This window comes from Nocardia sp. NPDC057663 (assembly GCF_042799895.1).
GTDB lineage: Bacteria > Actinomycetota > Actinomycetes > Mycobacteriales > Mycobacteriaceae > Nocardia.
This window is the reverse complement of record NZ_JBHVHX010000003.1, coordinates 534143-558469: the sequence shown is the minus strand read 5'-3', so window position 1 is coordinate 558469 and position 24327 is coordinate 534143. Positions and strand designations below refer to the sequence as shown.

20 protein-coding genes are annotated in these 24327 nt (G+C 64.8%); 11 read left to right on the top strand and 9 right to left on the bottom strand.

Going from position 1 to position 24327, the window contains the following annotated elements; genetic code table 11:
* Positions 1 to 14 precede the first annotated feature (14 nt).
* Positions 15 to 476 (bottom strand): PaaI family thioesterase, encoded by a 462-nt coding sequence (locus tag ACFVAV_RS10570; RefSeq protein WP_379033135.1) that lies wholly within the window; start codon positions 474 to 476, stop codon positions 15 to 17.
* Between the two features lie 153 nt (positions 477 to 629).
* Here ACFVAV_RS10570 and ACFVAV_RS10565 point away from each other — a divergent pair, with 153 nt between their 5' ends.
* Positions 630 to 1850 (top strand): cytochrome P450, encoded by a 1221-nt coding sequence (locus ACFVAV_RS10565; RefSeq protein ID WP_379033132.1) that lies wholly within the window; start codon positions 630 to 632, stop codon positions 1848 to 1850.
* A 41-nt stretch (positions 1851 to 1891) separates the two neighbouring features.
* Here the strand turns inward: ACFVAV_RS10565 and ACFVAV_RS10560 are convergent, their stop codons facing one another.
* Entirely contained in the window at positions 1892 to 2809 is a 918-nt protein-coding gene (locus tag ACFVAV_RS10560) for a hypothetical protein (protein WP_379033130.1), read from the bottom strand.
* Positions 2810 to 3020: 211 nt separating this feature from the next.
* Here ACFVAV_RS10560 and ACFVAV_RS10555 point away from each other — a divergent pair, with 211 nt between their 5' ends.
* Positions 3021 to 4577, top strand: coding sequence for a recombinase family protein (locus ACFVAV_RS10555; protein WP_379033127.1), 1557 nt, complete (start codon positions 3021 to 3023; stop codon positions 4575 to 4577).
* A 575-nt stretch (positions 4578 to 5152) separates the two neighbouring features.
* The gene (locus ACFVAV_RS10550; protein ID WP_379033124.1) at positions 5153 to 5728 is read left to right on the top strand and encodes a ferredoxin; all 576 of its coding nucleotides are present in this window, start codon (positions 5153 to 5155) and stop codon (positions 5726 to 5728) included.
* Positions 5729 to 5870: 142 nt separating this feature from the next.
* Here ACFVAV_RS10550 and ACFVAV_RS10545 read toward each other — a convergent pair whose 3' ends face one another.
* Positions 5871 to 6434 (bottom strand): GNAT family N-acetyltransferase, encoded by a 564-nt coding sequence (locus tag ACFVAV_RS10545; RefSeq protein ID WP_379033120.1) that lies wholly within the window; start codon positions 6432 to 6434, stop codon positions 5871 to 5873.
* A 267-nt stretch (positions 6435 to 6701) separates the two neighbouring features.
* Between ACFVAV_RS10545 and ACFVAV_RS10540 the strand changes: the two genes are divergently transcribed.
* Complete coding sequence (locus ACFVAV_RS10540; RefSeq protein ID WP_379033118.1) at positions 6702 to 7337, top strand: hypothetical protein; 636 nt, start codon at positions 6702 to 6704, stop codon at positions 7335 to 7337.
* A 122-nt stretch (positions 7338 to 7459) separates the two neighbouring features.
* Here the strand turns inward: ACFVAV_RS10540 and ACFVAV_RS10535 are convergent, their stop codons facing one another.
* Both ACFVAV_RS10535 and ACFVAV_RS10530 read right to left on the bottom strand, forming a co-directional pair.
* Positions 7460 to 8545 (bottom strand): hypothetical protein, encoded by a 1086-nt coding sequence (locus tag ACFVAV_RS10535; RefSeq protein ID WP_379033115.1) that lies wholly within the window; start codon positions 8543 to 8545, stop codon positions 7460 to 7462.
* A 79-nt stretch (positions 8546 to 8624) separates the two neighbouring features.
* Positions 8625 to 9215 carry a hypothetical protein gene (locus tag ACFVAV_RS10530; protein WP_379033113.1) on the bottom strand — a complete coding sequence of 197 codons (591 nt, stop codon included), beginning with the start codon at positions 9213 to 9215 and terminating at the stop codon, positions 8625 to 8627.
* 493 nt (positions 9216 to 9708) lie between these two features.
* Here ACFVAV_RS10530 and mobF point away from each other — a divergent pair, with 493 nt between their 5' ends.
* Together mobF and ACFVAV_RS10520 are read left to right on the top strand one after the other, a co-directional pair.
* On the top strand, positions 9709 to 13821 hold the full coding sequence (gene mobF, locus ACFVAV_RS10525; RefSeq protein WP_379033110.1) for a MobF family relaxase: 4113 nt from the start codon (positions 9709 to 9711) through the stop codon (positions 13819 to 13821).
* A gap of 119 nt (positions 13822 to 13940) precedes the next feature.
* On the top strand, positions 13941 to 14588 hold the full coding sequence (locus ACFVAV_RS10520) for an HAD family hydrolase (protein WP_379033107.1): 648 nt from the start codon (positions 13941 to 13943) through the stop codon (positions 14586 to 14588).
* On the opposite strand, the gene ACFVAV_RS10515 is transcribed toward ACFVAV_RS10520, so the two are convergent.
* Entirely contained in the window at positions 14585 to 15859 is a 1275-nt protein-coding gene (locus ACFVAV_RS10515) for an XRE family transcriptional regulator (protein ID WP_379033105.1), read from the bottom strand. The genes ACFVAV_RS10520 and ACFVAV_RS10515 overlap by 4 nt on opposite strands.
* Positions 15860 to 16052: 193 nt before the next feature.
* On the opposite strand from ACFVAV_RS10515, the gene ACFVAV_RS10510 reads away from it, so the two are divergent.
* The 5 genes from ACFVAV_RS10510 to ACFVAV_RS10490 all read left to right on the top strand — a co-directional run bounded on the left by ACFVAV_RS10510 (position 16053) and on the right by ACFVAV_RS10490 (position 19308).
* A complete protein-coding gene (locus ACFVAV_RS10510) occupies positions 16053 to 16544 on the top strand; it encodes a hypothetical protein (RefSeq protein ID WP_379033102.1) in 492 nt (163 codons plus the stop codon).
* Between the two features lie 43 nt (positions 16545 to 16587).
* Entirely contained in the window at positions 16588 to 17268 is a 681-nt protein-coding gene (locus ACFVAV_RS10505; RefSeq protein ID WP_379033099.1) for a B3/4 domain-containing protein, read from the top strand.
* Positions 17265 to 17978 (top strand): class I SAM-dependent methyltransferase, encoded by a 714-nt coding sequence (locus ACFVAV_RS10500; RefSeq protein WP_379033096.1) that lies wholly within the window; start codon positions 17265 to 17267, stop codon positions 17976 to 17978. The genes ACFVAV_RS10505 and ACFVAV_RS10500 overlap by 4 nt, the downstream gene beginning before the upstream one ends.
* 13 nt (positions 17979 to 17991) lie before the next feature.
* Positions 17992 to 18483, top strand: coding sequence for a DNA-directed RNA polymerase subunit beta (locus ACFVAV_RS10495; protein ID WP_379033094.1), 492 nt, complete (start codon positions 17992 to 17994; stop codon positions 18481 to 18483).
* A gap of 222 nt (positions 18484 to 18705) precedes the next feature.
* Entirely contained in the window at positions 18706 to 19308 is a 603-nt protein-coding gene (locus ACFVAV_RS10490; RefSeq protein ID WP_379033091.1) for a DUF5753 domain-containing protein, read from the top strand.
* 269 nt (positions 19309 to 19577) lie between these two features.
* Here the strand turns inward: ACFVAV_RS10490 and ACFVAV_RS10485 are convergent, their stop codons facing one another.
* From ACFVAV_RS10485 to ACFVAV_RS10475, 3 genes are all read right to left on the bottom strand, one after another.
* Complete coding sequence (locus ACFVAV_RS10485) at positions 19578 to 20435, bottom strand: hypothetical protein (protein ID WP_379033088.1); 858 nt, start codon at positions 20433 to 20435, stop codon at positions 19578 to 19580.
* A 496-nt stretch (positions 20436 to 20931) separates the two neighbouring features.
* Complete coding sequence (locus ACFVAV_RS10480) at positions 20932 to 22263, bottom strand: hypothetical protein (protein WP_379033085.1); 1332 nt, start codon at positions 22261 to 22263, stop codon at positions 20932 to 20934.
* A 796-nt stretch (positions 22264 to 23059) separates the two neighbouring features.
* Positions 23060 to 23341, bottom strand: coding sequence for a hypothetical protein (locus tag ACFVAV_RS10475; protein ID WP_379033082.1), 282 nt, complete (start codon positions 23339 to 23341; stop codon positions 23060 to 23062).
* Positions 23342 to 24327 lie beyond the last annotated feature (986 nt).

Here is a 24327-nt window from a genome sequence, read left to right as displayed (position 1 = left end):
TCGGCTCGGGTCCGTCAGTTGCCCTGGGCCAGCACGAGAATCGTGGTGGTGCCGTGCGCGATCAGCTTGCCCGCGGCATCGGTGATGCGCCCCTCGGCGGTCGCGGTGCGCCTGCCCACGTGTACGGCTGTGGCGTCGCAGGTGAGCCTGCTGCCGTCGAGCGTCACCGCGCGGATGAAGTTCACCTTCAATTCGAGCGTCGTGTACGCGACACCGTCACCGAGTTCGGTGAACACCGCGCTGCCCATGGCGGTGTCCATGAGGGTGGCCAGCACGCCGCCGTGCACGGTGAACATCGCGTTGATGGTCGCCGGATTCGGGTCGAGGTAGTACCGTGTGCGCCCCTTCGACGCGCTGTCCAGCCGAATTCCCAGCGAATCGCCGACGCCCAGCTTTTCCTCCAGCCCGCGTTCGAATACCGCGGTCAATTCGGCGACCCGCCGGTCGGCGGTCGCGTCGATTTCGGTACTTGTCATGGTTTTCCTCCCTGCGGACGATTCCTCCGTCATTCGATCAGCGCACGGTGAATTCCGTCTTGCCACAGGGCATTCCATCCCGAGCTCCGATCGGCTGATCGGGATTGCGCGAGGTCCGTGTGTTGTTCACCGGGCGCGGGTACCGTCGGTCAGATGGCCGACACCACCGCTGCTGCCCGCGTCGAGTCCATCGGCGCCGACTTCTTCGACGATCCGCACGCCCACTACCGGCGCTGGCGCGCCGCAGGCCCGGTCCATCGGGTCCGTTTCCCCGACGACGTCGTCCGCTGGGTGGTCGTCGGCTACGCCGAGGCCAGGATGGCCTTGGCCGATCCGCGGCTGTGCAAGGACATGGCCACCGCCACCGCGATCCTGCACGACAAGCGCCGCACCATCCCGAGCGATCCGAATGCGGTGGCGCTGCTCACCCACATGCTCAGCACCGACCCGCCGGGCCATACCCGCCTGCGCAAACTGGTGAACAAGGCGTTCACCACCCGCCAGGTCGCCGCCCTGCGCCCCCGAATCGAGCAGATCACCGAGAACCTGCTCGACGCGATGGCCGGTGCCGACGAAGTCGACCTCATGGAGGCCTTCGCCAATCCGCTTCCGGTGACGGTGATCTGCGAACTGCTCGGCGTCCCGTTCGACGATCGCGACGACTTCCAGGCCTGGACCAGGGCGCTGATCGGTGTCGTCGGTGAGGAGGAGCACCGGCCCGCCGCCGCGGCCGCGATGGCCGGGTACCTCGCAGAACTGGTGCGCGCCAAGCAAACCCAGCCCGCCGACGACCTGCTGTCGGAGCTGGTGCTCGCCGACGACTACGGCGACCGGCTCTCCGATCCCGAACTGGTGGCGATGGCGTTCCTGCTGCTGGTCGCCGGCCACGAGACCACCGTCAACCTGATCGGCAACGGCGTCAACGCTCTGCTGCGCAGCCCGGATCAGTGGCAGGCCCTGTGCGCCGACCCCGCCGGGGTGCCCGCCGCGATCGAGGAGTTCCTCCGCTTCGACGGCCCCGTCGACATGGCCACCGTCCGCTTCACGGCTGAGCCGATCACGCTGGGCGGCACCGAGATCCCCGCGGGCGAAATCGTCTACGTCGCGCTGGCCGCCGCCAACCGCGACCCGGCCCGCTTCACCGACCCCGACGCCCTCGCCGTCGACGGCCATCCCACCGGTCACCTCGCCTTCGGCCACGGCATCCACTTCTGCGTCGGCGCTCCCCTGGCTCGCCTCGAAGCCGAGATCGCCTTCACCGCCCTGCTCCGCCGCTTCCCCGACCTGCGCCTCGCCGAATCCGCCACCACCGTCCGCTGGCAGACCAGCACCCTCATCCGCGGTCTGCTCGAGCTCCCGGTCCGCGTGCGCTGAACCGTGTTCCCGGCCCGATGTGGCACCTGATCCGTCGTCGATCAGAACAGGCTGGTCTGGGCGGGCCGGGACGCGGCGGTGATCGCCGCGTCGAGTTCGATCCGGCGACCGATGAGCCGGGAGTCGTTGACCAGCACCAGTTCACCGGCACCTGCTTCGTCCACGCAGGCGATGGTGTGCCCGTGCGCGGTGACCGCGTCGATGACGTATTCGCCGGAGTCCGCGGTGAATTCGGTGGCGTCCGGGAAGCGGCCACGCGCGAGGATCGTGGCGTAGAACTCCCGGCCCCCGGACCACGCGGTGTCGGTGCGGGTGATCTCGGCGGGCAGCGTGCTGGCCGCATGCTCGGCCGCGTCGGCGACGGCTGACTCCAGGGCCGACCACGGCCGCAGCGGTTTGGTCAGGATGCGGGTCTTCGTGACACCGGCGACCGCCTGCCGGAGCCCGGCCCGCTCCGACACCACCCGCTCGAGCTCCCGCACGTGCAACCCGTCGGGAGAATCGGTGATGAATCGCGCCACCAGCGCGCCCTGCTCGAAGAGGCGGCGGTGACGGCGTGCGGCCGACGCCGTGCCGACCTTCGCCATCCCGTCGCCGAAGTACGCGACATACAGATGATGTGGCTGCGCGACATAGTCACGGACCTGCTCGGGCAGCGTCGTGAGCGGACCGCGATGACTGTGCACCACCGACCATCCTTCGGTGATCCGGCACTGCGCGCACTGCTTCCCGCTGTCGACCCGCGCGCGCCGCGGGCACGCCAGCCGACCCCGGCGGGCTGCACCGAACCCGTGGTACCCGAGGCAGAATCGGCTGCCATCGCGGACACGGAACGCGAGCCGGGTGCCGATTCCCGGCAACAGTTCGGTCGTGCCGTCCGCGCGGAGCAGTTCGTAGGACCATCGCCCCTGTTCATCCCATCGGGTTCCGCAGTACAGGGCGGCGCGGGTCGAGCTCATCGCTCGAATCTACCGAAAGCGACCGGCGTCCCAGGCACCGCCGGACCGCTCCCCGGAATGGGAAAGACCCCGTCCGATCGGGTGATCGGACGGGGTCGGGTGTCCCCCGGTCGCTCTATACCGGGTCTTCTCCCACCACCTACTTGTTGGGCATCGGCTGGTTGATGGTGGACAAGTACCCATACCGATATCACTGCCTTACGCTGGTGTTATGCCCCTGAACCCCAAGGACTTTCCCGATCTCGCGCCGTGGATCTACGGGCGCAACTCCGAGGACAAGGCCAAGCACATGTCGGTACCCGCCCAGGTGAAGTGGGGGCGTGCACAGGCCGACTTGCATGGCTGGCTCGATCCCCGGGTGACCATCGACGAGGACATCAGCGCGACGCGGTGGGCACCGAAGGAGCGTCCGGGTTACAAGGAGTTGGTAGCGGGCCTGTCACAGCCCGCGCCGGACGGGAAGCGTTGGGTGTTGCTGGTGCGTTCGTCCTCACGCGCCAATCGCCAGTTGGGTGAGTTCGCCGAGTTGCGCGACCAGTGCGGAAGCCTCGGCGTGCTGTGGTACACCAACGGCAGCCTGTTCGACTTGGACAATCCGCATGATCGCCGGTTCTTGTCGCACGAGGCAGTCGACAACGAGTTCGCGCCGGAGCAGAACCGGTTGGACTCGATGGCGCAGCTCAATCAGAACTTTCTGGATGGGCGGCCACACAGCCGTGAGGCGTACGGGTACCGGATCGTCTACGTGCGAGGAAAAGCGGTAGACCGGCTGCCGGATGAGACCACCGCGCCGATCGTTCAGGAGATGGTGGACCGGCTGTTGACCGGCGAGTCAGCGGCGTCGGTCGCGCGGTGGCTTCGTGATTCCTGGATCGCCACTCCGGCAGCGGAGTTGCGGCTACCGTGCCGCCGTTGCTCGGAGACGGTGGGCCGCAGAGTGCTCAAGGCGGTGGACCGTCGTTCGTGCCCGTGCCCGCAGACCTGGCGCACAGATTGGGATCACACGACGGTGCGCAAGGTCGTGTGCAACCCGACCATTGCGGGGTTGCGAGCACACACCGACCGGCGGACCGGTGTCACGGCCACGACGCCCGCGACGTGGGAACGCCTGATCACCGACGAGCAACACGAGCAGATCACGGCGAAGTTCGCCGACCCGCGCCGACGTGAAAACCATCGCGGTGTCGAGCCGCGCTGGCTGCTGTCAGGCATCCCTCGCTGCGGCAAGTGCGAATACGGTCGGATCATCAACAAGCTCGGTCGTCCCAATCGCAAGCGCCGCTACGACTGCGAGCGATTCTGCGTATCGCGAGATGCCGATCTGGTCGACGATCTGGTGGAAGAAGCGGTGTTGCAATGGTTGGAGGACCCGTCATTGCTCGCCGCTCTCGCCCGCACCGACGAGGAGGCGGAGGCGGCGAGCGAACAGGCGAAGGTGCTACGCGCGAAGTTCGACCAATGGATCAATGACGCGATCTCCGAAGGCTTGTCGCCTTCGGAGATCCGGCAGTACAAGCAGTCTCACGAACCCGCTGTGAAAGCTGCCGAGGTCCGCGCGAATGCGTCGCTGCCGATGCCTCACGTGGTGAAAGCCGCAGGCCCAGACGCACGCACCAAGTGGCGCGACCCGGTAGTGACACCGTTGAAGGCTAAGCGCGCCATCATCCGTTCCTTGCTGGAGATCACGATTCACCCGGCGGGCCGACGGGCGGGGTTCGGCGTCGGGGCGGGCGTCGAGACGATCGAGATTCAGCGTCTGGTGGCCTAGCGGGTCCACCATTGTCGCGACTGCCCCCGGTACTGCTGTCGGTACCGGGGGCAGAGTCGTAGGTACTGGAAACGATCTCGTCGACGCTGTGCTCGGCGAAGCCGCCGTTCCACCACTTGCGCAGCACAGCAAGTTGGTACCCCGACAGTGGCCCAGCCGTGCGTAGTCGTTCGACCACGATCGCGATATAAGCGAGCTGTTCAGCCGTCCACTGGCGCGGCGGACGTTCTGGCTCATTCATAGCTGCCCCTCCGCCTGTGACGGCTGGGCAGGAACGGTCTGCGCGCACGGCAAGAGCCGGTTCTCGTTGGGCATCTTCATTTCCTTTCGTGCCCCAACGGCCAGCGGCTCTTCCTACTCCAGTGTGCACGCCGATACCGACACCAGGACGTCAGCGAGCTGAATCACCACAGATCGCGCGCAGACCGACCTGTGATCCGAAGGTAGGCCGAACAGTTCGGCGGCGGTGTTCGGACCCATCTTGCGAATTTGCAGGGCCGCTGCTGGCCAGTGGGAGGAGTCTCGCAGACAAGTTGCCGAGCTACTTCCCGCAGCGGGCCAGCTATGGTCACGAGATGTATTGGGATCCGATGCCGACAGCCGTCGCTTCAGCAGAGCTACCAGTGATCGGCCCCGAGCACCGAACGCTGGGCAATCCTGACGACTACCTTCGTGGTCGGTGGGAAGAACGCGACTGGCGCAACGTACCCGGCCCCTTCTACGGCGCCAATACCGACAACTGCTGTGTAGGTCGATTGATCGCCCCGGACCACATCGTCTACGAAGACAGCTACGGCAGCGAAGTAGTGTTCCGCCAACCACACAACACCCATGAAACCCACCTGCTGTTGTCCGCCGCGTGGGCCGACCCCTTCTGCGGCTACGCCTACGACGGCGACGACCACTGGACCCTCGAACTGATCCGTGACTGGTGGGCCGACCGCGCGAAGCTCGCTGAATGGCTCAGCGCGCTCGAACGCGAATGGTCTGTCCACGACTGCGACCGGGAGCGCGAAGCCGCACAGGGGTTACGCGCCTACTCGAGCTACCTGCACAACGGACTCGAAACCTCTTTGCAGAACTATGCGTTCTGGCTCGATAACCGCCGCCCCGCACAACCACACGAGGCGCTGCCGAGTCTGAGCAGCTGACTCATCCGGTTCCACCGCCAACTACGTGGACCTTTCGGATCGCGCGAAGGCCGACCCGCGATCCGAAAGGTTGGCCGAACAGTTCGGCGGCGTGGGTGTTCGGACCAATCTTGCGGAGGGCCAGGGCGACGTCACCTGCCATTCAGGCTTTGAACGAGTGCAGGCTGGCTAGGCAGAGGGTCTGCCCGGCGTCGAACCATTCGAAGGTGCTGACCGGCTGGAATCCTAGGCGTGCTGCGAGTCCGAGCGAGCGTTTGTTGGCGGTCCGGGTCACGATGAGGACCGGCTGGTCTGGGAGCTCGTCTGCGGCTGTGCGCAACGCGGCGGTGGCGGCCTCGAACGCCAGTCCTGCGCCCCAAGCCTCGCGCCGCATCAGGTAACCCAGTTCCAGTTCCTCGCCGCCGTCGGTGACGTGGCCGGGCTCGTCGGAGGCCCGCCGTTTGAGCTCGAATGTTCCGATCAGGTTGTCGGTGGCCTTATCGGCGATGATGAAGTGGCCGGCAGTGGCGGTCGCGTTGGCTGCGCCGCCGATCGCGTCGAGGCGCTGCTCGGCGTCCTCCCGCAACCGCGGAACTCCGATGTAGGCCCAGACCTCCGGGTCAGTCTGTAGCTCGATGAGCCCTTCCCGATCAGCGTCGCGCGCCTTGCGCAGCAGGACCCGCTCAGCGGCGATCTGGACAGCGGACAGCGTCGGCAACTGGTTCATGTGGCCCTCCCCTTGCTTGGCGTTGATCCATCAGATCACGCGTTTCAAAACCCGCAAACTACATCCGAACTCCGCAACACCGTCCGCAACCTAACCCCGAACACCGCAACCTGCACCCGAGCACACTGTCCGTTCCGAGTCTTGTTGGCGAGTGGCCCTCTCCCGACCTGCGGTTCGCCAGCTTGGTCTGGATGGGGATAAGCGACAGCGTCCAGGTCTAGTTGGCGAATTGTGGGCTGCCTGGCTTCAGTCGTGAATTCTGACGTCATGCTCAGGCGTGACAATCGTCCGTATCCGGTACGGACCGCGAACTGGGCGGCACGTGCGGATGCTGGAGTTGCCAGCATTCTCGTCCGCGCCACTAGTTTGCTACCCATGGGATCCACGCTTTCCTGGATTGCGGTGCGCGGACGCACCTCACAGGCAGTGCTCGAGGGCTTCGGGCTTACCGACAGCGGTGTCGAGTACAACGAGTTCGACCACACGCTCGCACTGGCCGGTGCACCACTGCGCGGCGGGTGGTATGTCGTGATCGACCACGATGTCGAAGAGGACTTCGTGTTCGATTACGCGCCGGAGTTCATGGCGGAGATCTCCCTCGGAGGTGAGGCGATCTACTGCTACAACTCGTACCAGGGTCCAGTGAGCGCTTCTGCGGGCTGGAGTAGCGGTCGCGAAGTATGGGCCCTGCATCACGTGGGCGATGACGCCGACGACGCCGACAATCTTGCCATCCGAGGCGAACTGCCTCCTAGCTTCACTGACATTCGTGCAGGCGCCGTCGGGTCCGAGGAGGTCGGTGAAGGAATCACCATCTTCGATGTGCCTCTCGAGGTAGCGCGAGCGCTGACCGGATTCCGTCGAGACGGTGATGACATCCCGCGACTGACCAGACTTGACTGACCCAGACCCCAGTCAGTGCCCGTACGGGTGCCCACGCTCGGCATGAGCGTGCGTCGTCAGACACACGCTCATGCCGAATTGAGGGCACTCGTGTGGGTTGGATGCGGTTCGAGATCAGTCCATCATGAATCGCGGCGGGCAAGCCCCAACTCGACCTTGAGATAAGACATCGCTCCGGCTCCCCAGGAGGCAAAGGTGATTTCGCTCGGACCGGCGACACCGAGAACATCCCGGAACGTGGCGGCCGTCCGCTGTGCCGCATCGCCCAACGAGACACGCTGCCGATGACGCACCCGCGGGCCGATCCATCCCGGGTGCTCAACGCCGTGGGCCTGCTGAGGTGCCCACTTCCAGCCCAGCCGTGTCATCCTCTGATGGAACTCGTCCCGTGTCAGCCCTGCCGACTGCCACATGACCGATTCATTGGCGATGGCGAAGTTGTGGTTCACGAACTGGACGAAGCATTTGTCGCGATCGGCACCTGGTGCTGAGAGCGTCAGGAGCGCACCCTTGGGCAGGGTGGTGAGAACCCATTCGAAACGTTCGACGAAATCGAGCCAATCGACACATCTGTCGACGGCACCCCGGTCACTCGGACGATCCGGGGCAATCGAGGTCAGTCGGCGCGTTATCCCATAGAGAGCTTTCACGGGGCCGGCATCGTCGAACGTGCTGTAGCGCAACCGCGCCGGTGTCGCGCCCAGCCCATCACGCAGAACCTCGATCACCGCAGCAGCGATCCTCGAGCGTTCGGTCGGGTCGTCCGGCCAATAGGTCCTCCATTGCAGCGCTGTTTCGGGACGCCGGGCGACTCGTTCGTATGCTCGCCTGTCGGCAGGCCGCGCCAACTCTTCGGCTGACCATTCTTCGGCGGCTTCCTCAGCCTGGGTGACCCACAACGGCTCAGGGTTCCACCGGGCCAGTTCGGATACGGTTCGGGTGCTCGAGCCCGACGAGGTAATGGTCATCACCGATGACTTTCGATGCGATCGAAGCACCGACACCAGCCGGTCCCGGACATCGGGGTCGGCAGGGACTGGAACCTTGATCTGCGCCTCGTCGCCGACGACGTAGAACAACACCTCGTAACCGGTCGCGGCGTCGCGCAGCCGAATGCCGTTCCCGTTGCGCGGTTCGTCCTCCTCGCTGAAGTTGAACAGGTACTCCGGCATCTCCTCGAGCACCCGCGCCCAGCTGTATTCAGTCATCGCTGCTTCCCCCGATCCCGTTGTCTACGCGAACCATACCGGCCGTTACCGACGACCTTGATGCTGCAGGTCAGCGAGGTCAGGGTGGCTCATCTTCACTGGCACAGGACAAGACTCGTGCACTACCGGTGTCGAGGTTCGCGGAAAAGGCCAGCTGCCCGGACCGTTTGGTGGTTCGTTGGCTGTTCCAGATCGCGCCGCGGTACTCCTGCATGTCGGGTGACCATTCCCGGACGATCACCGGGCGGAGCGTGCTGTGATGCAAGACAGCGTCGCCCATGCCTCGACGGACCTTCAACCCGAACCATGCCGCCGAACGGAGAGTTCGTTCCGCGCTGGCCGCTTTCACTCGATTGACCTGGCTGGGCTTCCGGTTTCCGGGTGCGCCAGGGAATGTGGTTGGTGGAATGGCCGGTGGTCGCCAGCAGTCGGTCTCAATCCAGTGCGCGATTGCGTCCTGCTCCGAGGACGGCTGGTAATCGACATCGTTGAGTCGGCGGCCGACCTCGGCGACGAACTGCGCCAACTGATCTGCGTTCCCAGCGGCGTGCTGTTGCCATCGGGGTGCGGCGATCACCGGGGCGAGAGCGATCGCCTCGGGATAGAGGCAGGCAAACAGTTTCGACGCGGTGAATGTCGACAGCTCGGTGCGCCACGCAGCGCAACGCAATACCCACAGCCTCAGCCGACTCCGGAAGTCCGGCAGCCGCCGATCTCCGTCGGCGTCGCGACGGGAGCCACGGAAGACCAGCCGACTCCCATCCGCCAGCTGAGCACTCCGCGTACCTTCCTCGCCATCAACACCTGGACTTCGCCACTCACTCGCCAACTACATCTGGACTTCACCAACTACACCTGTACTGGACACACACAGCCCACCCAATACCCCCACCCCCATACTCCCCTCATACACGATCAGACATCTTGCATCTCGGGCCCAACCCCGCACTGTCAACGGAAAGGCGACCGGAGCGCGCCCGCTGGAACTGTTTGAATGGGACCGATTTCCGGGGTTTCTTCGACCGCGGGCAGGGCACAATTCGGTCACGCCCGTGTCGAAAGTAGTCCAGAGTTGTCGAAAGTTGCCCATCACCGCGAAATGTGACCCGGATCGCATCAATTCGCCCTTGCGGCAGGCGAATTGACGACTGCCTCATGGAGGCATGGTCGCGACTATGCACAAGGTCGGCGCGGGCAACGGCTACGAGTACTACATGCGACAAACCGCCGCCAACGACAAAACCGCGCGCGGGCGCGCCTCGCTGTCGGACTACTACAACGAACATGGCGAAGCCCCCGGTACCTGGCACGGCACTGGACTTTCCACACTCGGCATCGCCGAGGGTTCCGAGGTCACCGAAGGCCAGATGCGGAATCTGTTCGGGGCCGGGATGCACCCGAATGCCGAACAGGTTCGCGAACGCGTCAAAACCCAGCATCTCAATACCGGATTCCGGCCGGCCGAAGCCGCCCGCCGCGCCGAGAAAGCCATCAAACTAGGCAACCGATACGCCGTCTACACAACGGTTTCCGACTACCGACAGGCCAAGGCGCAGGCGTACCGCGACTACAACACCAGAGTGGGCGCGTGCGTCACCGCACACATCCCCGACGACATCCGCGCCCGCATCCGCGCCACTGTCGCCACCGCCATGTTCACCAAAGAGTACAAACGGCCACCGCTGGACGCGCGCGAACTGTCGGGCTGGATCGCCAAGAACACGCGCCCGGACCGCACAGCGGTCGCCGGTTTCGACTTCACGTTAAGCGCCGTGAAGAGCATTTCGGTGTTGTGGGCTATCGGTACACCCGAGATACGAGCGATCATCGAGACCGCTATCCGCCTCGCGGCCAACGACGCGTTGGCCTGGATGGAGGACAACGCGTTGTTCACCCGGCTGGGCCGCAACGGTATCCGGCAAGTCGACGTGCAAGGCATGATCGCCGCCACGTTCGAACACAGAGACTCCCGCGCGGGTGACCCCGACCTGCACATTCATGTCCTGGTGAGCAACCGCGTGCTGACCCGCGACGGCAAATGGCGCACCATCGACGGCAAAACTCTGCACGAGAGCGGCGTCACGGTCTCGGAAATCTTCGACACCCGCCTCGAGCACCACCTGGAGATCGCGCTGGGAATCCGGTTCGAAACCCGCCCCGACCGCACCCCTGACCAAGTCCGAGTTCGCGATATCGTCGGGGTGCCCCTGGAGCTGATCCGCCATTGGTCGCGACGCGGGGCCGCGATCACCGACCGACTCGACACCCTCACCGCCCAGTGGCAAGCCACGATCGGGCACGAACCCGGCCCCGGTGACATACACCGACTGGCCCAGCGCGCGACCCTGGAAACCCGCCCCAAGAAACATGCTCCGGGCTCTCGTACCGAGCAATGGGCTACTTGGCGCGCCGAAGCCGAAGCGCTGCTAGGCGGCCCGGATGCCGTTGACGACATCCTTCCGCGCGTCCTGGCAGCCGTGCCGTTGCCGCGCCCGGTGCCGGATGGCGGGTTCATCACCCACATCAGCGACCAGGTACTAGCAGCGGTTTCGCAGCGACGCGCGACTTGGCGCGAGTTCAACCTACGCGCCGAAGTCGAACGCCAATTGCGCGGCATCGTCGCTCCCGAAGACTGGTCACGGGTTGTTGATGAGGTTGCTACGCAGGCACTTTCGCCGTTTTCAGCGGTTGCGCGCGGTGACCCGGACGTGACCGAGGAACCCGGTCTACGCGCGGTCCCGACCTGGCTACGCCGCCGCGACGGCACCCCGATGCACACCCGCGCGAACTCCCGGATCTACACCACCGAATCGGTATTGGCCGACGAAGCCGAACTGATCGCGCTCTCGGTCGAACCCGGCGGACGCACCATCGACCCCGAACACATCGCTATCGCGGTCGCCGACTACAACACCGCGCACCCCGACGAGCCCCTGAACTCCGGCCAAATCCGCGTCATCGAATCGTTCGCCACCGCCGGACTGTGCGTGCACACCGCCAACGCCCCGGCGGGAACCGGCAAAACCACGGCCATGCAAGTCCTGTCCACTGCATGGCGATCCAGCGGCGGAACCGTGCTCGGCATGGCACCTACCGCCGCCGCCGCGTCCGTCCTGGGCGAGTCGATCGGTACACGCGCCGAGACCGTGGACAAGCTACTGCACGTCATCGACGCCCACCGGCCCGCCTCGATGACCGGTGAGCACCTGCCGTTCCTGCCGCAATGGGTACTCGACATCGACCACACAACATTGGTCATCGTCGACGAACACGTCACCGTGCCGACCGCCAAACGCCTCCAACTGCTGCGGTATCTGACCGGGCGAGGCGCGACCGTGCGATGCATCGGCGACGATCAGCAACTCTCGGCGATCGACGCCGGAGGCGTGGACGCCGACATGGCCCACGCCTCACCGGCCCCGGAAACGACGCTGACCGAGGTCGTCCGGTTCGCTCATCGCGGCGAAGCGTTGGCCTCCAAAGGGATACGCGAAGGCGACCCGACCGCACTGGCCTGGTATCTCGACAACGGCCGCATTCACGCCGGGCACATCGGTAGCGTCTATGACGACACCTACCGAGCGTGGGCCACCGACACCGCCAACGGCTCCGATGCGGTCATGCTCGCACCCACACACGACACCGTGACCGCACTGAATGTCCGCGCCCGCGCCTACCGGATCGCCCACAGCGACCCGCCAACGGGCACCGCCATCGACGCACATGTGTTCCTCGGTGACGGGTTGGTGGCATCGGTCGGTGACACCGTGCGCACTCGACGCAACGATCCACGGCTCCGTTTGGGCGAAAACGACTGGGTGCGCAACGGCTACACCTGGACCATCCGCCAGGTTCATTCCGACGAGTCGGTGACCGTCGTGCGGCGCGTACACGGTCGCGATACCGCTGACGTGGTGCGTTTGCCGGGTGAGTATGTGCGTGACCACCTGCACCTGGGCTACGCCGCCACGATCGATTCCGCACAAGGCATCACCGCGGATTCCTGCCACGTCGGCCTGTCCGGGCGTGAGTCGCGCCAACAGTTCTATGTCGCGATGACGCGCGGGCGCCGGGCAAATCACGCCTACATCGCCACCGCACTCGACGGCGCCGAAGGCGACATCTACACCGTGGCCGCCCACTACCCACGCACCGCCGTCGAACACCTCCATCACATCCTCGACCGCGACGGCACCCACAAATCCGCCCACACCGAACTCCGCGACGCGCTCGACCCCGCCCGCAGGATCGGCCGCGCGGTCGACATCTACCTGGACACACTCGGCATGACCGCAGAAAACGCCATCGGTACACGGCGACTCGACACCATCGACCGCATCGCCGAACACCTTGTTCCAGGACTGACAGACAGTTCCGCCTACTCGGTACTACGCCAACACCTGGCGGTGCTCGCTATCAGCGGGGCCGATCCGATCACCGAACTACGCACCGCGATCGCCGCTCGCGAACTCGACACGGTGACCGACCCCGCCGCCGTCCTGGACTGGCGATTGGACAGCACCGGCAACCACTCGGCCGGACCCGGCCCGCTCGCCTGGACACCCGGACTGCCCGCCTCCGCGACCGAGACAGCCGACCCCGACACCCTCGCACCGGTACAGGCGCGGGAACGGATCGTGGCCGAACTCGCCAAACAGGTCAGAGACTCCGCCCGTAGGTGGACCCCGGGTACTGCCCCCAAGTGGGCGCGACCACTGATCGGCCGAGACCCTGAACTCCTCGCAGACCTCGCTATCTGGCGTGCAGGGTTGCACGTGCCCGACACAGACCACCGCCCGACCGGACCCACCCGACACATCGCGATCGAACGCGCTCACCAACAACGATTGCAACGCCGCATCCTCGAAGTCGACGGCAAAACCCACCTACCTCAACACCGATGGGCTGCCACCGTCGACCGCATCGACCCACGCATCAGCTCCGACCCGACCTGGCCCGTCATCGCCACCCACATCGACGCCGCCGCCCAGGCCGGCATCGATATCGAACACCAACTCACTGAGGCCGGCCGGACCCGGCCGCTGCCCGATGAGATGCCCGCCGCCGCACTCTGGACCCGTCTGGACATCGATCGCGCCAGCCTGGAGACCAGTGATACCCCCGCAGTTGACGCACCCGGCGCAGCTATCGATGCTGCGGTCAACGCAGTGTTCGGCCATGACGAGAGCGCAACCGATTACGATTTCGGGGCCGATTTCGAGCCCGGAACCAATCAGCGCCATCAGCGTGGGGCGGGCTACGACCTGGACTGGTAGCCGCCGATAGGCCCGGCGACAACGAGCGGAGCTAGGGGCATACCCGTCATTCCTGCGCGCCCTACACTGGCTCGGGCAAGGTCGGTGCCGCGCGATCGGCGGTCGAAGTAGGAGTTGTGGTGATCCAGGCTGTTGTGTTCGATGTCGGCGAGACCCTTGTAGACGAGACCCGGGAGTACGGCACCTGGGCGGACTGGTTGGGCGTTCCGCGCCACACCTTTGTATCGGTGTTTGGCGCGGTGATCGCCCAGGGACTGGACTACCGGGAGACCTTCCAGGTGTTCAAGCCCGGTTTCGATCTGGATCAGCAGCGCCAGGCGCGCGCGGATGCGGGTAAGCCCGAGTGGTTCGGTGAAGACGACCTCTACCCGGATGTGCGCCCCGCCCTGTCGAAGCTGCGTGAGATGGGTGTCTGGGTGGGCATCGTCGGGAACCAGACAGTGCGCGCTGGCGGGCTGCTGCGTGGGCTCGATCTGCCGACCGACTTCATCGCGACCTCCGATGACTGGGGTGTGGCCAAGCCTGATGTCGCGTTCTTCGAGAAGGTTGTCGAGGTCGCCGGATGCCCGGCCGATCAGATCATCTACGTCGGTGACCGCATCGACAACGACATCACTCCCGCAGTGAAGGTGGGTATGCGGACCGCCTACATCCAGCGCGGACCATGGGGATGGATTCACCGGGACCGCCAGGATGTCAAGGAGCTTTCGGACTGGCGAATCGACAGCCTGTCCGAGCTCCCCGACATCGTGCAGGCCGAGCGCTAGCCGGACAGCGAGTTGACGGTTGTATGCCAGTCGTACAACCGCTCATCCAGCGCCCTCACCTCGGGCAGGGAGTCCCACTTTCGTAGGTCCTGCCTGACTACCTTGATTCGGTCCAAAGTCGTTGCGTACCAGTACTCGCCGATCCCGTCCAACGCATCCTCGAGGAAGCGGCATGCTTGCTCGGGAAGCTTGTCCAACACACACGCAGCGGCGGCATCGGCGAGGTAGACCGACCGCTGTTTCACCGATTCGGCAGGAAGTTCGTCGAGCACTTGCCGCAACGTTTCCAGGGCCTGACGGCCATCACCCGCCGATATCAGGGTGTTGGCCTTGAAGCCTGCGAGCCGCGTCGGGGAGAACCAATCCAGCCACTCCGGCGACGGCCGATCCTGCGGATCATGCTGGACGTAGGACTCTTCGGCGTGCCGGATCAGGCTCAGAGCCTGACGAGTGTTGCCGAACCGCGTCTCGACTTCGGCTTCCACTGCATCGAGCCAGGCCGTCAGCTCATGATTTCCGCCGCCTCGCCGTGCGAATGCCCGGGCCGCACGAACGCGCTCCCTCGCTTCCTCCGCTCGCTTCGCTTCACCTGAGAACGCAGGGATGAACGCCATATGTGCGAGCACCGCACAGCCCAGCAAGGCATCGGCTGCTTCATGGGCAGCTTGGAGTGCGAGAACGAAACTTGTCTGTGCTTCCTCGGGTTGTTGGAGGTCGAAGAACTCGAGGCGGCCCGCGAGCAGCGCCGATTCTGACACGGCTCTGGCCAGCGAGGTCGTTGCGCGTACGTCAATCTGTGGGATGAGATCGGCCCCCAGCCGAGCATGATCGGAGACGGACCGTTGCAACTGCTTCGCTGGCAGTGACCAGTACATCCCGCGATGAGCAACCGTGATCGCCACGTAGTTCTTCGCGACTGTCGCTGGCAGCTCCGTGCCGCCCATGACGCGCCGATAGCGTCCTGGTTTCTGATTTCCGTTGGTGCCCAACGATTCTCGGGACCCTCGCCCGTCTACGCCGTTCGGCCACGGTGGCGTGAATCCAAGTTCAGTTATCGGGCGTTTGAACAACGCTTCCAGGGCGGCGGCGTGTTCTGGATGCGGCCACGGTGGGTCTGTTGACTCCCAGCGGCGTACGGTGCGGGCGGCTACCTCGATGCGGAGTCCGATCGCGCGTGCAGCGTCGGTCAACGCGTCGGCCAAAGACGCTTGGGATCGGTACCCCAGCGCCTGGCGGGCTGCGCGCAGAGCTGCATTCCCATTGTTTGCCATGCGAGCGAGAGTAGTCCGCTACCAGGACATTTGACGAGTGACAGTTTTCCCCACGGCCGCTATATGTCCTCTTGTTTGTCCTTCTTTCGACCGTTGCAATCGGTCAATGTTGGTCTCGCGGTTCCGCTGAGCTTCCCTAGCAGCCCGCCTCGTCACAGAAACGGACATCCGAGATGGATGACACGGAGGAACGATGAACGAGCCCGACCCGTCAGCATGTCAGACCAACACGGTCCGGACTGGGCCGCTGGGTCCTTCGCCTTCTATCGAATCCGCGTCCGCCCAGGGCGAAGGCAGTCGCGAGCTTGCCGAGTTGCTGGAGAGCCTCGAGGACCTCGGCCTGATCCATTCAGACCCGTTGCCGCAGCGCGATCCCGGCCGCTACCTCGCCGGATTCGGCCCCGCCCCAACCGACTACATCGGCGCTCCGGTGCCGCAGTTGTCCCGGGTTGCCGCCGCCGTCCGCGAGTGGGCCTCACAACCGTCCCGGTGCCGGGATGAATCATCTCCCGGCACCGGTGACCACGACGACAGGTTCGACGAACCATTGCCCCGCGCCGCAGCCTCGGTCTTGCTACCGCCATGGCTCGCCATCACAACCACTGCACCGCAACAACATTCGATGCTGGCCCGCCTGTACCGGCTGACGCGGAACCCGCGAGCTGGCCGGATCGCCCGAGCCTGATCAAGCCCCTTCACCGATTCGTCCAACCCAGTCAGGAGATGTAGTGACCGCGTTCAGCATCGATCAACAGGTCAGCGACCTCGGCATCCACGCCATCGCGTTCGTCGTCAGCGGCATCACCGTTCCCGAAGAGTCGAGCCCCGAACTCGACCACACCATCGAGACCGCCGAAAAGGCATTGCTGGCCGCGACCGATCCGAAGACCCTCAAGACCGAACCCGAGTTCAAAGCCTTCCGAACCGTACACGCACTGGTCGGCAAAGCCGCGAAAAGCGAAGTCGCCGCAACGGAAACCCTGCACCGGTTGCTGCACCGCGCCGGACGGCTGCCCCGCATCAACCCCCTCGTCGACATCTACAACCTGATCTCGGCACAGACCCGATTGGCGTTCGGCGCACACGACCTGACGACGATCACCGGAGATCTGCGGTTGGCGATGACTACCGGCACCGAACGGTTCGTGCCCCTCGGCGCGACCGAACCGATACCGGTGCCCGCCGGGGAGTACGCCTACCTCGATGACACCGACGTGTTGTGTCGCCTCGAGGTCCGTCAGTGCGAGAAGTCCAAAGCCACCTCCGCGACCACCGACGCCTTGTTCATCGTCCACGCGGGCCCCGGCCGCGAACCCGACGACCTGACCGACGCGCGCGACAGGTTGGCCGCGCTGTTGAGCGAACACCTCGGCGCGCGATCGCCGATCGACCTCGAGGCCCTGGCATGAGTACCGAATACGACACCACCACCGAGGACCCGGGAATCGAAGCGCGCGAAGCACACTGGGACCGCCGGGCGGACGGGTTCGATTCCGACTTCACCCAGGCACCCGTGCGGGAACAGGTACTCGACCAGATATCGCGGCAGCTACCCACCGGCCGATGCGTCGCACTGGACGCGGGCACAGGCAGCGGCCGGACGATGGCACGACTGATCCAGGGCCTGCACCCCGAGTCCGAGATCGTCGGCTGCGACCTGTCACCGGCGATGCTGCACCAAGCGCGCCTGCACGCACCCCGCAAGCCGCGGGGAGCGTTGTCGTTCGTCTACGCCGACCTGTGCGCCTTGCCGTTCGATGACGGCGCGTTCGATCTTGTCGTGTCGACGTTCACCCTCCACCACGTCCCACCCACCCAGCAGTTGGCGGTGTTGGCTGAGTTCCGGCGTGTGCTCACCGCGAACGGCCGGTTGATCCTGGCCGACCAGATCCAGCCCGATCCGCCCCTGTCGGTCGAGGCGATGCGGGCGGCCGTGGCCGAAACGTTCTACCCGCACCTACCCCACGCCGAAGCGGTCGGGCTGTTGTCGACCTACGGCGAATGGCCGCTGACAGTCGGTGAACTCACCGACCTACTCGAGGCCGCCGGGTTCGGCTGCGAAGTCACCGACATCCACCGCATCGTCGCCCTCGCCACCGCGATCCCCGGCCACACTTAGCAGGAGTGAGTTCGTGACGCACGCACACACGGCAGCCGACATCGGGGACTCGCCGCAGTCACGCAGCCTGTTCTACCGCAAGGTCTGTGGCCTGCCGACCTTCGTCGACCCGACAACGGGCCGGATCATGATGTCGGCCGGATCAACCGGCGCGGTCATGATGCCCGCCGACCTCGCCCAGCGGGTCAAGATCGAATTGCACCGCCGCAACGTGGGGCCGTGCCCGATCATCGGCCACCCACGTGCCGGAACATGGTCCTACCTCATCCGCGCGGACATGGAGCCGATCGGTGACCCGGCCGTGGTGGCTCAACTGTGGCGTGCGCACGTGGCCGTAGTCCGCGACGGCGACATCGCGTTGCCGTCCCCGGAGCCGGGCCACCAGCTCGCCCGGACGTGGGTCGTGGCCGCCACCACCCCGTTCCGTCCCTCCGGTACGACCCTGCTGGCCTGCGTGCGCGAACTGCTGGACGCGGCCAAGCCCCGAAACCACGGCCCTTACTGACCGACACCTGATCGCACCCCCGGTCACCGAAACCACCCGAATACCTCGAGGCCGTCAGTGATCCCAGCGCTGAGGCGGACCAGCCTCGAGGGTGGGGAGGTTCCTCCGGAGGTCGCAGCCCCCGCCGCGACCTCCGGGGGATACCCGCAATCACCGATCCTCGGGCGAGACCACCCGTCGATCCCGCCGACCATCAAACCTCTATTGCAGGGTTGAATTGCCATGTCCTACACCAGCTACTACGAAACCTGCGACGACGGCTTGGCGACCCTGCAACGCAGCCTCGTAGACCTCGAGGATGCCACGACCAACCAGCGCGGCTACAGCTCCGACCTGGTCCCCGGACTGTTGCAAACCCCCGCCTACGCCCGCGCGGTCATCTCCGCGTGTGTCTCCGCCCTCGAGGTGCCCGACGACACTGAAGCCACCGTCACCGCCCGTCTGCACCGGCAAGCCGTACTCGACGCCCCTGACCACCGATTCCGCCTACTGTTCGGCGAGGCGGCCTTGCTGCGCACCGTGGGTAGCTCACTGGTGATGGCCTCCCAGATCCGATTCCTCCGCGAAATCCTCGCCGCACGCCCCAACGTGGAAATCGGCATCATCCCGATCAACGCCGAATTCGTTGTCCCAGCATCATATTTCGTCATCAATAACATGGTGTCGGTCGACATCGAGACCGTCACCGGCGCGGTCACAGCCGCCAGCGTCGAAGACATCGCGCTGGCCCAACGCAGCTTCGACCGACTCGCCACCCAGGCCGCCTATGGCGAGGACGCCCGAACCATCCTCAACCGGGCACTCGCGACCCACACCACCAACTAGACCCGGCCGATGCAGCGGCAGGCCTCGGACAGGCAACGCCCCGGCCACCGGAAATCCGCCCGGGGGTCTGCCGCTGCCGCCCCGAAACTGACCGCGTTCCCCCACGACAGGGCGCGCCACCACCGCCGATGCCGAATCGAAGGGGACCACCTGATGACGTTCAAGACCCTCACGATCTCGGCCGTGTGCCCGCGGCCAAGACCAACGACTGAACAATCCGCGCACTATGCGGCAGAATAGTGCGTTCGGATCGGTGCTCGTGGCGAGCCCTATCCGCGTTCGATCAGCTCGGTGAGTGGCATGGTCTCAGCGAAGCCGGTCCAGTCGGAAGCCGCAGTGAGTGGAACTTGATATAGGTGACCGTGGTCCCGAGCGGCTTTGTGCTTCTTCCAGGCGGTTGCACGGATCTTCGCGAAGTCCCAGTAGAGATTGCCCCAGTAGTCGAGGTGGTCGGGACCCTCGATCTGACTGGGATCATGCTGCACCGACCACCACCGTGTTCCGCCGAACCACTGAACGGCGCTGCTCTCACCTGTGTCCGCCGAGTGGTAGCAGGCCACGGCATATGTTCCTGGCCCCGACAGCCGTTGCAGGAGTTCCGTTTTGCCGACATAGCCGAATCGATCGGCGTGGTGATTGACAATGACTAGCCAGTTCGGAAGGACCGTGCCTCCCAACGCGGAACTACCTGGTGTGTAGGCGGTTCCAGTATCGACAAGACCCAGCTCGTCGAGGATCGATTCTGGACTGGACCCGAGTAAGTAGACCGCCATCCAGGAGATGCCGGACCGCAATTGGCTTCCGAGGTCGGGTTCAGCGTGCGAGGAGCTGTGGTCTGCGCTCTGCCGGGCTTCGGTGCTGGGCGACCCGGTAGCCACATGCTGACGCGGAATCGTGCCGATGTGCCCCGGCGCGACCGCGGCAAGTTCGTGACTGCGGCGCGCTGAGACGAAGGCTAGTGCGTATTGATCAGCCTGCGTATCGATCTCGACCAACGCGGTTCCGACCGCGAGGCTTCGTGTACCGATGTATTCGAGGAGTTTCTCGACGTCCGTACCAGGTCCATAGGCTTCGAACTTGACGCGAAGGGCCTTCGTCCAGCGCAGGTTCATCTCGGTCGGGTACATGAACAACGATCGGAGCCGGGGAATGACCTGGTCGAGAGGCTCACTGCTGTCAAGTCGGACGATCTTCCGGTCGGCTCGAGCCGGATCAACAATTCTTGGAGTGCACCGTCGTCTTCCCGCCGTTGGATCGCCCGAACATGATCGTCGCGGCCCGGTGCCAAGAATCGGATGATCTCGACAAAGGCGTTGCGGTCGTACTGTTTCCCCACAGGTCCCTCTTCAATCTCGGCGTGTGCATCGACACCGTAAGGCAGGGAACCGACATGCTCGCAGCGCACAACATCGGGATAGTCCGTGCCCTGCATTCGGCAGAAGCGGACGTTCGCGACCGCGCGGTAGGCGGCATTACCGCGCACTTGTGCTGACTAAAGTCAGCGCTGATCAGCGTGCTCTAAAACGTCTTACGCTGATGAGGGTGCAATGGCCCGGCGCCCAAAGCGCGGGCGGATAGAGGTCGCCCGGCCGCCGGCAACCCAGCACCTCAGACAACCGCGAGTCAGGACCAACCCGCCACAGACGCAGCTCGGCACAACAGCTGCGCGCCTTCCGTGACTCGCCCCTGACGAATCATCAATCTCGCCATCACATCGATGTTGTTGCCGAGACGAAAACCTGGTTCCACCACCGCAATCGCCTCGTCGAGCCGCCCGACCGAGACTAGCAAGTCGGACAAATACGCCGCGCCCTCCGGTTCCCCGACTTCCGGACGAACCCGCAACTCCTCGATCGCCTGCACGGTGCGGCCGCAACTGCAGAGCAGCCCGGCGCGCTCGACCAGTAGCTCCCACGTCATGCCTCCCGCTATGACGGCGCAATCATCGATTAGCGCCAACGCTTCGTCCGGACGCCCTAGGTCAAGAAGCAGCGTCCAAATAAACTGCAGGGAAACAACATCCAAAGGATCCACAGCCTTACGCAGCTCTACCAGCCCCTCGCCAATCCGGCCCGCACGAAGCAGCAACTGTCCCAGTGCCGCGTGTGGATGGTATGCCGCGTGACTATTCTCGGGGTCGGGCATCGCACGGATAGCCGAAGCCACTCGATCCACGTCGACACCTTCGGGCAGGTGCTCGACCACATGGCAGATTTCTCGAGCATCGGCGCGTCCTGCCAGAAGTTCACCCAACTTCTCGTAACGCTCATGACGGATCAGCACCGCGATCAACTGTTCAATGATGTTGCTGGAAAACAGGTCCTCGCTCAGCAGCGCGACAGCCTCATCAACCAGTCCTTGCCGCTCGAGCACCACCGCCAACAGCTCGACGTGCAAGACAGTTTCGTCGAACCCCGCACCGGGCCGCCGAAGCCGGTCGATGGCCTCAAGTAGCAACCGGGTGACTTCTTCGTCGCGACCCAACCCCACACTGACCTCAACCAGCGCCCGCACATGCAACCAGTCATCGACACCATGCCGCAGCAGATCGAATGCCTCACCGGCGCGCCCGATGTCGGCCAGCAGCCTCGCCGAATACTCGATGGCGTCGCGATCACCGCTCACGACCTTGGACCGACACAGCGCAAGAGCCTCGTCCGTGCGACTGCAGTCGGCCAATATCGTGGCGACGGCCTTTATCGCTGTCCACCAGCCGGTCTGGGCGAACGGCCGCAACACCTCGATCGCCCCGTCGTGCTGACCGTTCAGGTGTTGCACGTCCGCCAGACCGTGTGCGCAGAACCAGTCGCCTTGCCCGGCCCGCCGCGTGACCTCCTTGAGATGCCCGAGCTCGATCAGCAGCGACACATCCCACTCGTGCAACCACCCGTCATACCAACGTCGACGCCGATCCAACTCGGCTGCATCCTTCACCGTCGGAACGGTATCGGTCACGTCCAGTGATGCAAGCTGAGCTACTTCCTGGACCTATACGGAACGCCGGCCGCACGGGTCGCGGCATTACAGTGCGTTGGCCGCAGCATCACTGGTAGATCGAGAACGGCCACTCCGCGGATTCATTGTCAGCCGCTGTCGGCCAATCCGAGCAAGGCTCGGAGTAGAGGCCCCACCAGTCATAACCTGTTCCGTAGGACCATGCGCCGCCGTGCTTGTCTGCTACTCCGTGCCAGCACCAGTGGGCGGCGGTGACTTCGATCTTGCCCCAGGGAAATCGTTCACTCGGCCAAGGCCCAGGTACGCCTAGCTGAGCCACCTCGAACCCGCGCTGCTGGCGAGGATGCAATCCAAGCCGTCGCAACGCGCCACTCTGGATCTCGACCACAGTCCCAATGGGCGGCAGCGGGCCGGGACAATCCGCTGGTGGATTCCACCAGCGGAACTCGTCGTCACGCAGAGGCATCCAGTCGATGCCGCGCCGACGCAGTCAACCTGCCAGGAATCGACGCGCTGGCAACTTCAGCCGAGTTCCGTAGCAGCCGACAGTGATCCAATCTCTGTCGTACGGAAATGCTGCTGGGTGTGACCGTCCGGCCGAAGTGCGTGGCCAGTACATCGTAAGCATGGACATGTGCCAATCATGACCGATGAGGTCGCCAAGGCGAATACACGCGCATCGGCAGAAGAGTGCGTTTGGCGGCTGGTGCCGCGGCCCTCGGGATCGCGCGGGTTGCGGCAGAAGAGGATGCCTAGAGGCAGTATCGACGCACCGGATCTAGTCCGAACTACGGGGTTACCGCCCGTCGAGGTCAACAGGCCGTCGATGGCCGCACTCGAGCTCAATTCCATCCCGATCCCGCACGGTGCTGTCCACCATCACACCGACCATGATGCCGTCCTCGAGCCACGACACCTCGAATGGCGGATCAACATTCACCTGCTCGAAGGAGGCGCGGTCGTCGGATTCGATGACGAAGGCATCTCCCGGTCGCATCCAGTAATCCCGGCCCCACGGTTCGAGCCAGACCGTGAGTATTTTCTCTGCGAAAGGGTTCGACAGCATCAGCTTGGGCACTGCGGCAGACTATGCGATTTGCCTGTGAGAAGGCCGGTCTGACGGACCTCGACCACACGCGGCACTGGCCGGTTCGGTCAGTGCGGGTAGCCAGCCCCTTCATGTGCAGGCCAACCCGGACCCAGGGCCAATGCCGATCACCGGCGAGCGACCCCGCTCAACTGAGGCCGGGATGGATTCGCTTAGGGTTTGAAAACCATATGGTGCAGTTGGGGCAGCCGCTCGGCCGTCCGGGAAAGGGCTAACGTTCGTGGCAAGTCCTAGTCAGCAGCCAGATCCTGAGTCTTCGCAACCGTTTCCACACAGTGGCCCGCAGCGAGAGCCCGGCTATCCCGAGGGATTTCATACGTATGAGCCGTATGGACCGCCGCCAGTGGACCAGCACCAGGGCAGAACGTTGGACTGCATTGCGGGGGTGTTCTTACTAGTCGCCGCCCTGCTACCTCCTGGCAGTCCGGGCCTGGGCCGTCCTCGTTGAAACCGACTACACGTCGGGCGCGTTCACACTCTATGAGGTCTCAGCTGGCCTCATCATCGCCGTCTCGGGAGTCGCTGCGGTCCTGGCCCTGATCGGAGTTACAGCTCGCGTACCGGCGCTACGAGGAGTAACCGTCGCTGCGGCGGGCATCGCTCTTGGTGAATCATCCTCGTCGCTCGCTGCCTGGGTAGAGGCCCGATACCTGCTCGAGGGCTTCGTTTGGCTATACATCCCCATGACAATCTGCGCGCTGGCAGCAACGGCAACAGCGGCACTCGCAGTAGCGGCAGCCGCCGCCAGTAATCGGTGAGCAGGGAGACGATGGTCGGGGAGCCCGACAGCTCCGGTACGCAGTGAGTACGCAGCGCTTCCCAGCGGTGCCCTATTCAGCCAACGTTGCGACCCAAAATCCCCAGGTCAGACACGCGTAGCCATACCCTGCCCACCAGGGCAAACGCCAGGAACGGTGTTCATCATCAACATGGTGACCAATGGTTCGCACAGCCGT

Excerpts from the sequence above, each read along its gene's own strand:
- ACFVAV_RS10510 (WP_379033102.1), top strand. The coding sequence starts at position 16,053 with ATGAACGAGCCCGACCCGTCAGCATGTCAGACCAACACGGTCCGGACT.
- ACFVAV_RS10540 (WP_379033118.1), top strand. The coding sequence starts at position 6,702 with ATGCTCAGGCGTGACAATCGTCCGTATCCGGTACGGACCGCGAACTGG.
- ACFVAV_RS10555 (WP_379033127.1), top strand. The coding sequence starts at position 3,021 with ATGCCCCTGAACCCCAAGGACTTTCCCGATCTCGCGCCGTGGATCTAC.
- mobF (WP_379033110.1), top strand. The coding sequence starts at position 9,709 with ATGGTCGCGACTATGCACAAGGTCGGCGCGGGCAACGGCTACGAGTAC.
- ACFVAV_RS10570 (WP_379033135.1), bottom strand. The coding sequence starts at position 476 with ATGACAAGTACCGAAATCGACGCGACCGCCGACCGGCGGGTCGCCGAA.
- ACFVAV_RS10485 (WP_379033088.1), bottom strand. The coding sequence starts at position 20,435 with ATGTACCCGACCGAGATGAACCTGCGCTGGACGAAGGCCCTTCGCGTC.
- ACFVAV_RS10545 (WP_379033120.1), bottom strand. The coding sequence starts at position 6,434 with ATGAACCAGTTGCCGACGCTGTCCGCTGTCCAGATCGCCGCTGAGCGG.
- ACFVAV_RS10490 (WP_379033091.1), top strand. The coding sequence starts at position 18,706 with ATGTCCTACACCAGCTACTACGAAACCTGCGACGACGGCTTGGCGACC.
- ACFVAV_RS10560 (WP_379033130.1), bottom strand. The coding sequence starts at position 2,809 with ATGAGCTCGACCCGCGCCGCCCTGTACTGCGGAACCCGATGGGATGAA.
- ACFVAV_RS10565 (WP_379033132.1), top strand. The coding sequence starts at position 630 with ATGGCCGACACCACCGCTGCTGCCCGCGTCGAGTCCATCGGCGCCGAC.
- ACFVAV_RS10515 (WP_379033105.1), bottom strand. The coding sequence starts at position 15,859 with ATGGCAAACAATGGGAATGCAGCTCTGCGCGCAGCCCGCCAGGCGCTG.
- ACFVAV_RS10550 (WP_379033124.1), top strand. The coding sequence starts at position 5,153 with ATGTATTGGGATCCGATGCCGACAGCCGTCGCTTCAGCAGAGCTACCA.
- ACFVAV_RS10500 (WP_379033096.1), top strand. The coding sequence starts at position 17,265 with ATGAGTACCGAATACGACACCACCACCGAGGACCCGGGAATCGAAGCG.
- ACFVAV_RS10535 (WP_379033115.1), bottom strand. The coding sequence starts at position 8,545 with ATGACTGAATACAGCTGGGCGCGGGTGCTCGAGGAGATGCCGGAGTAC.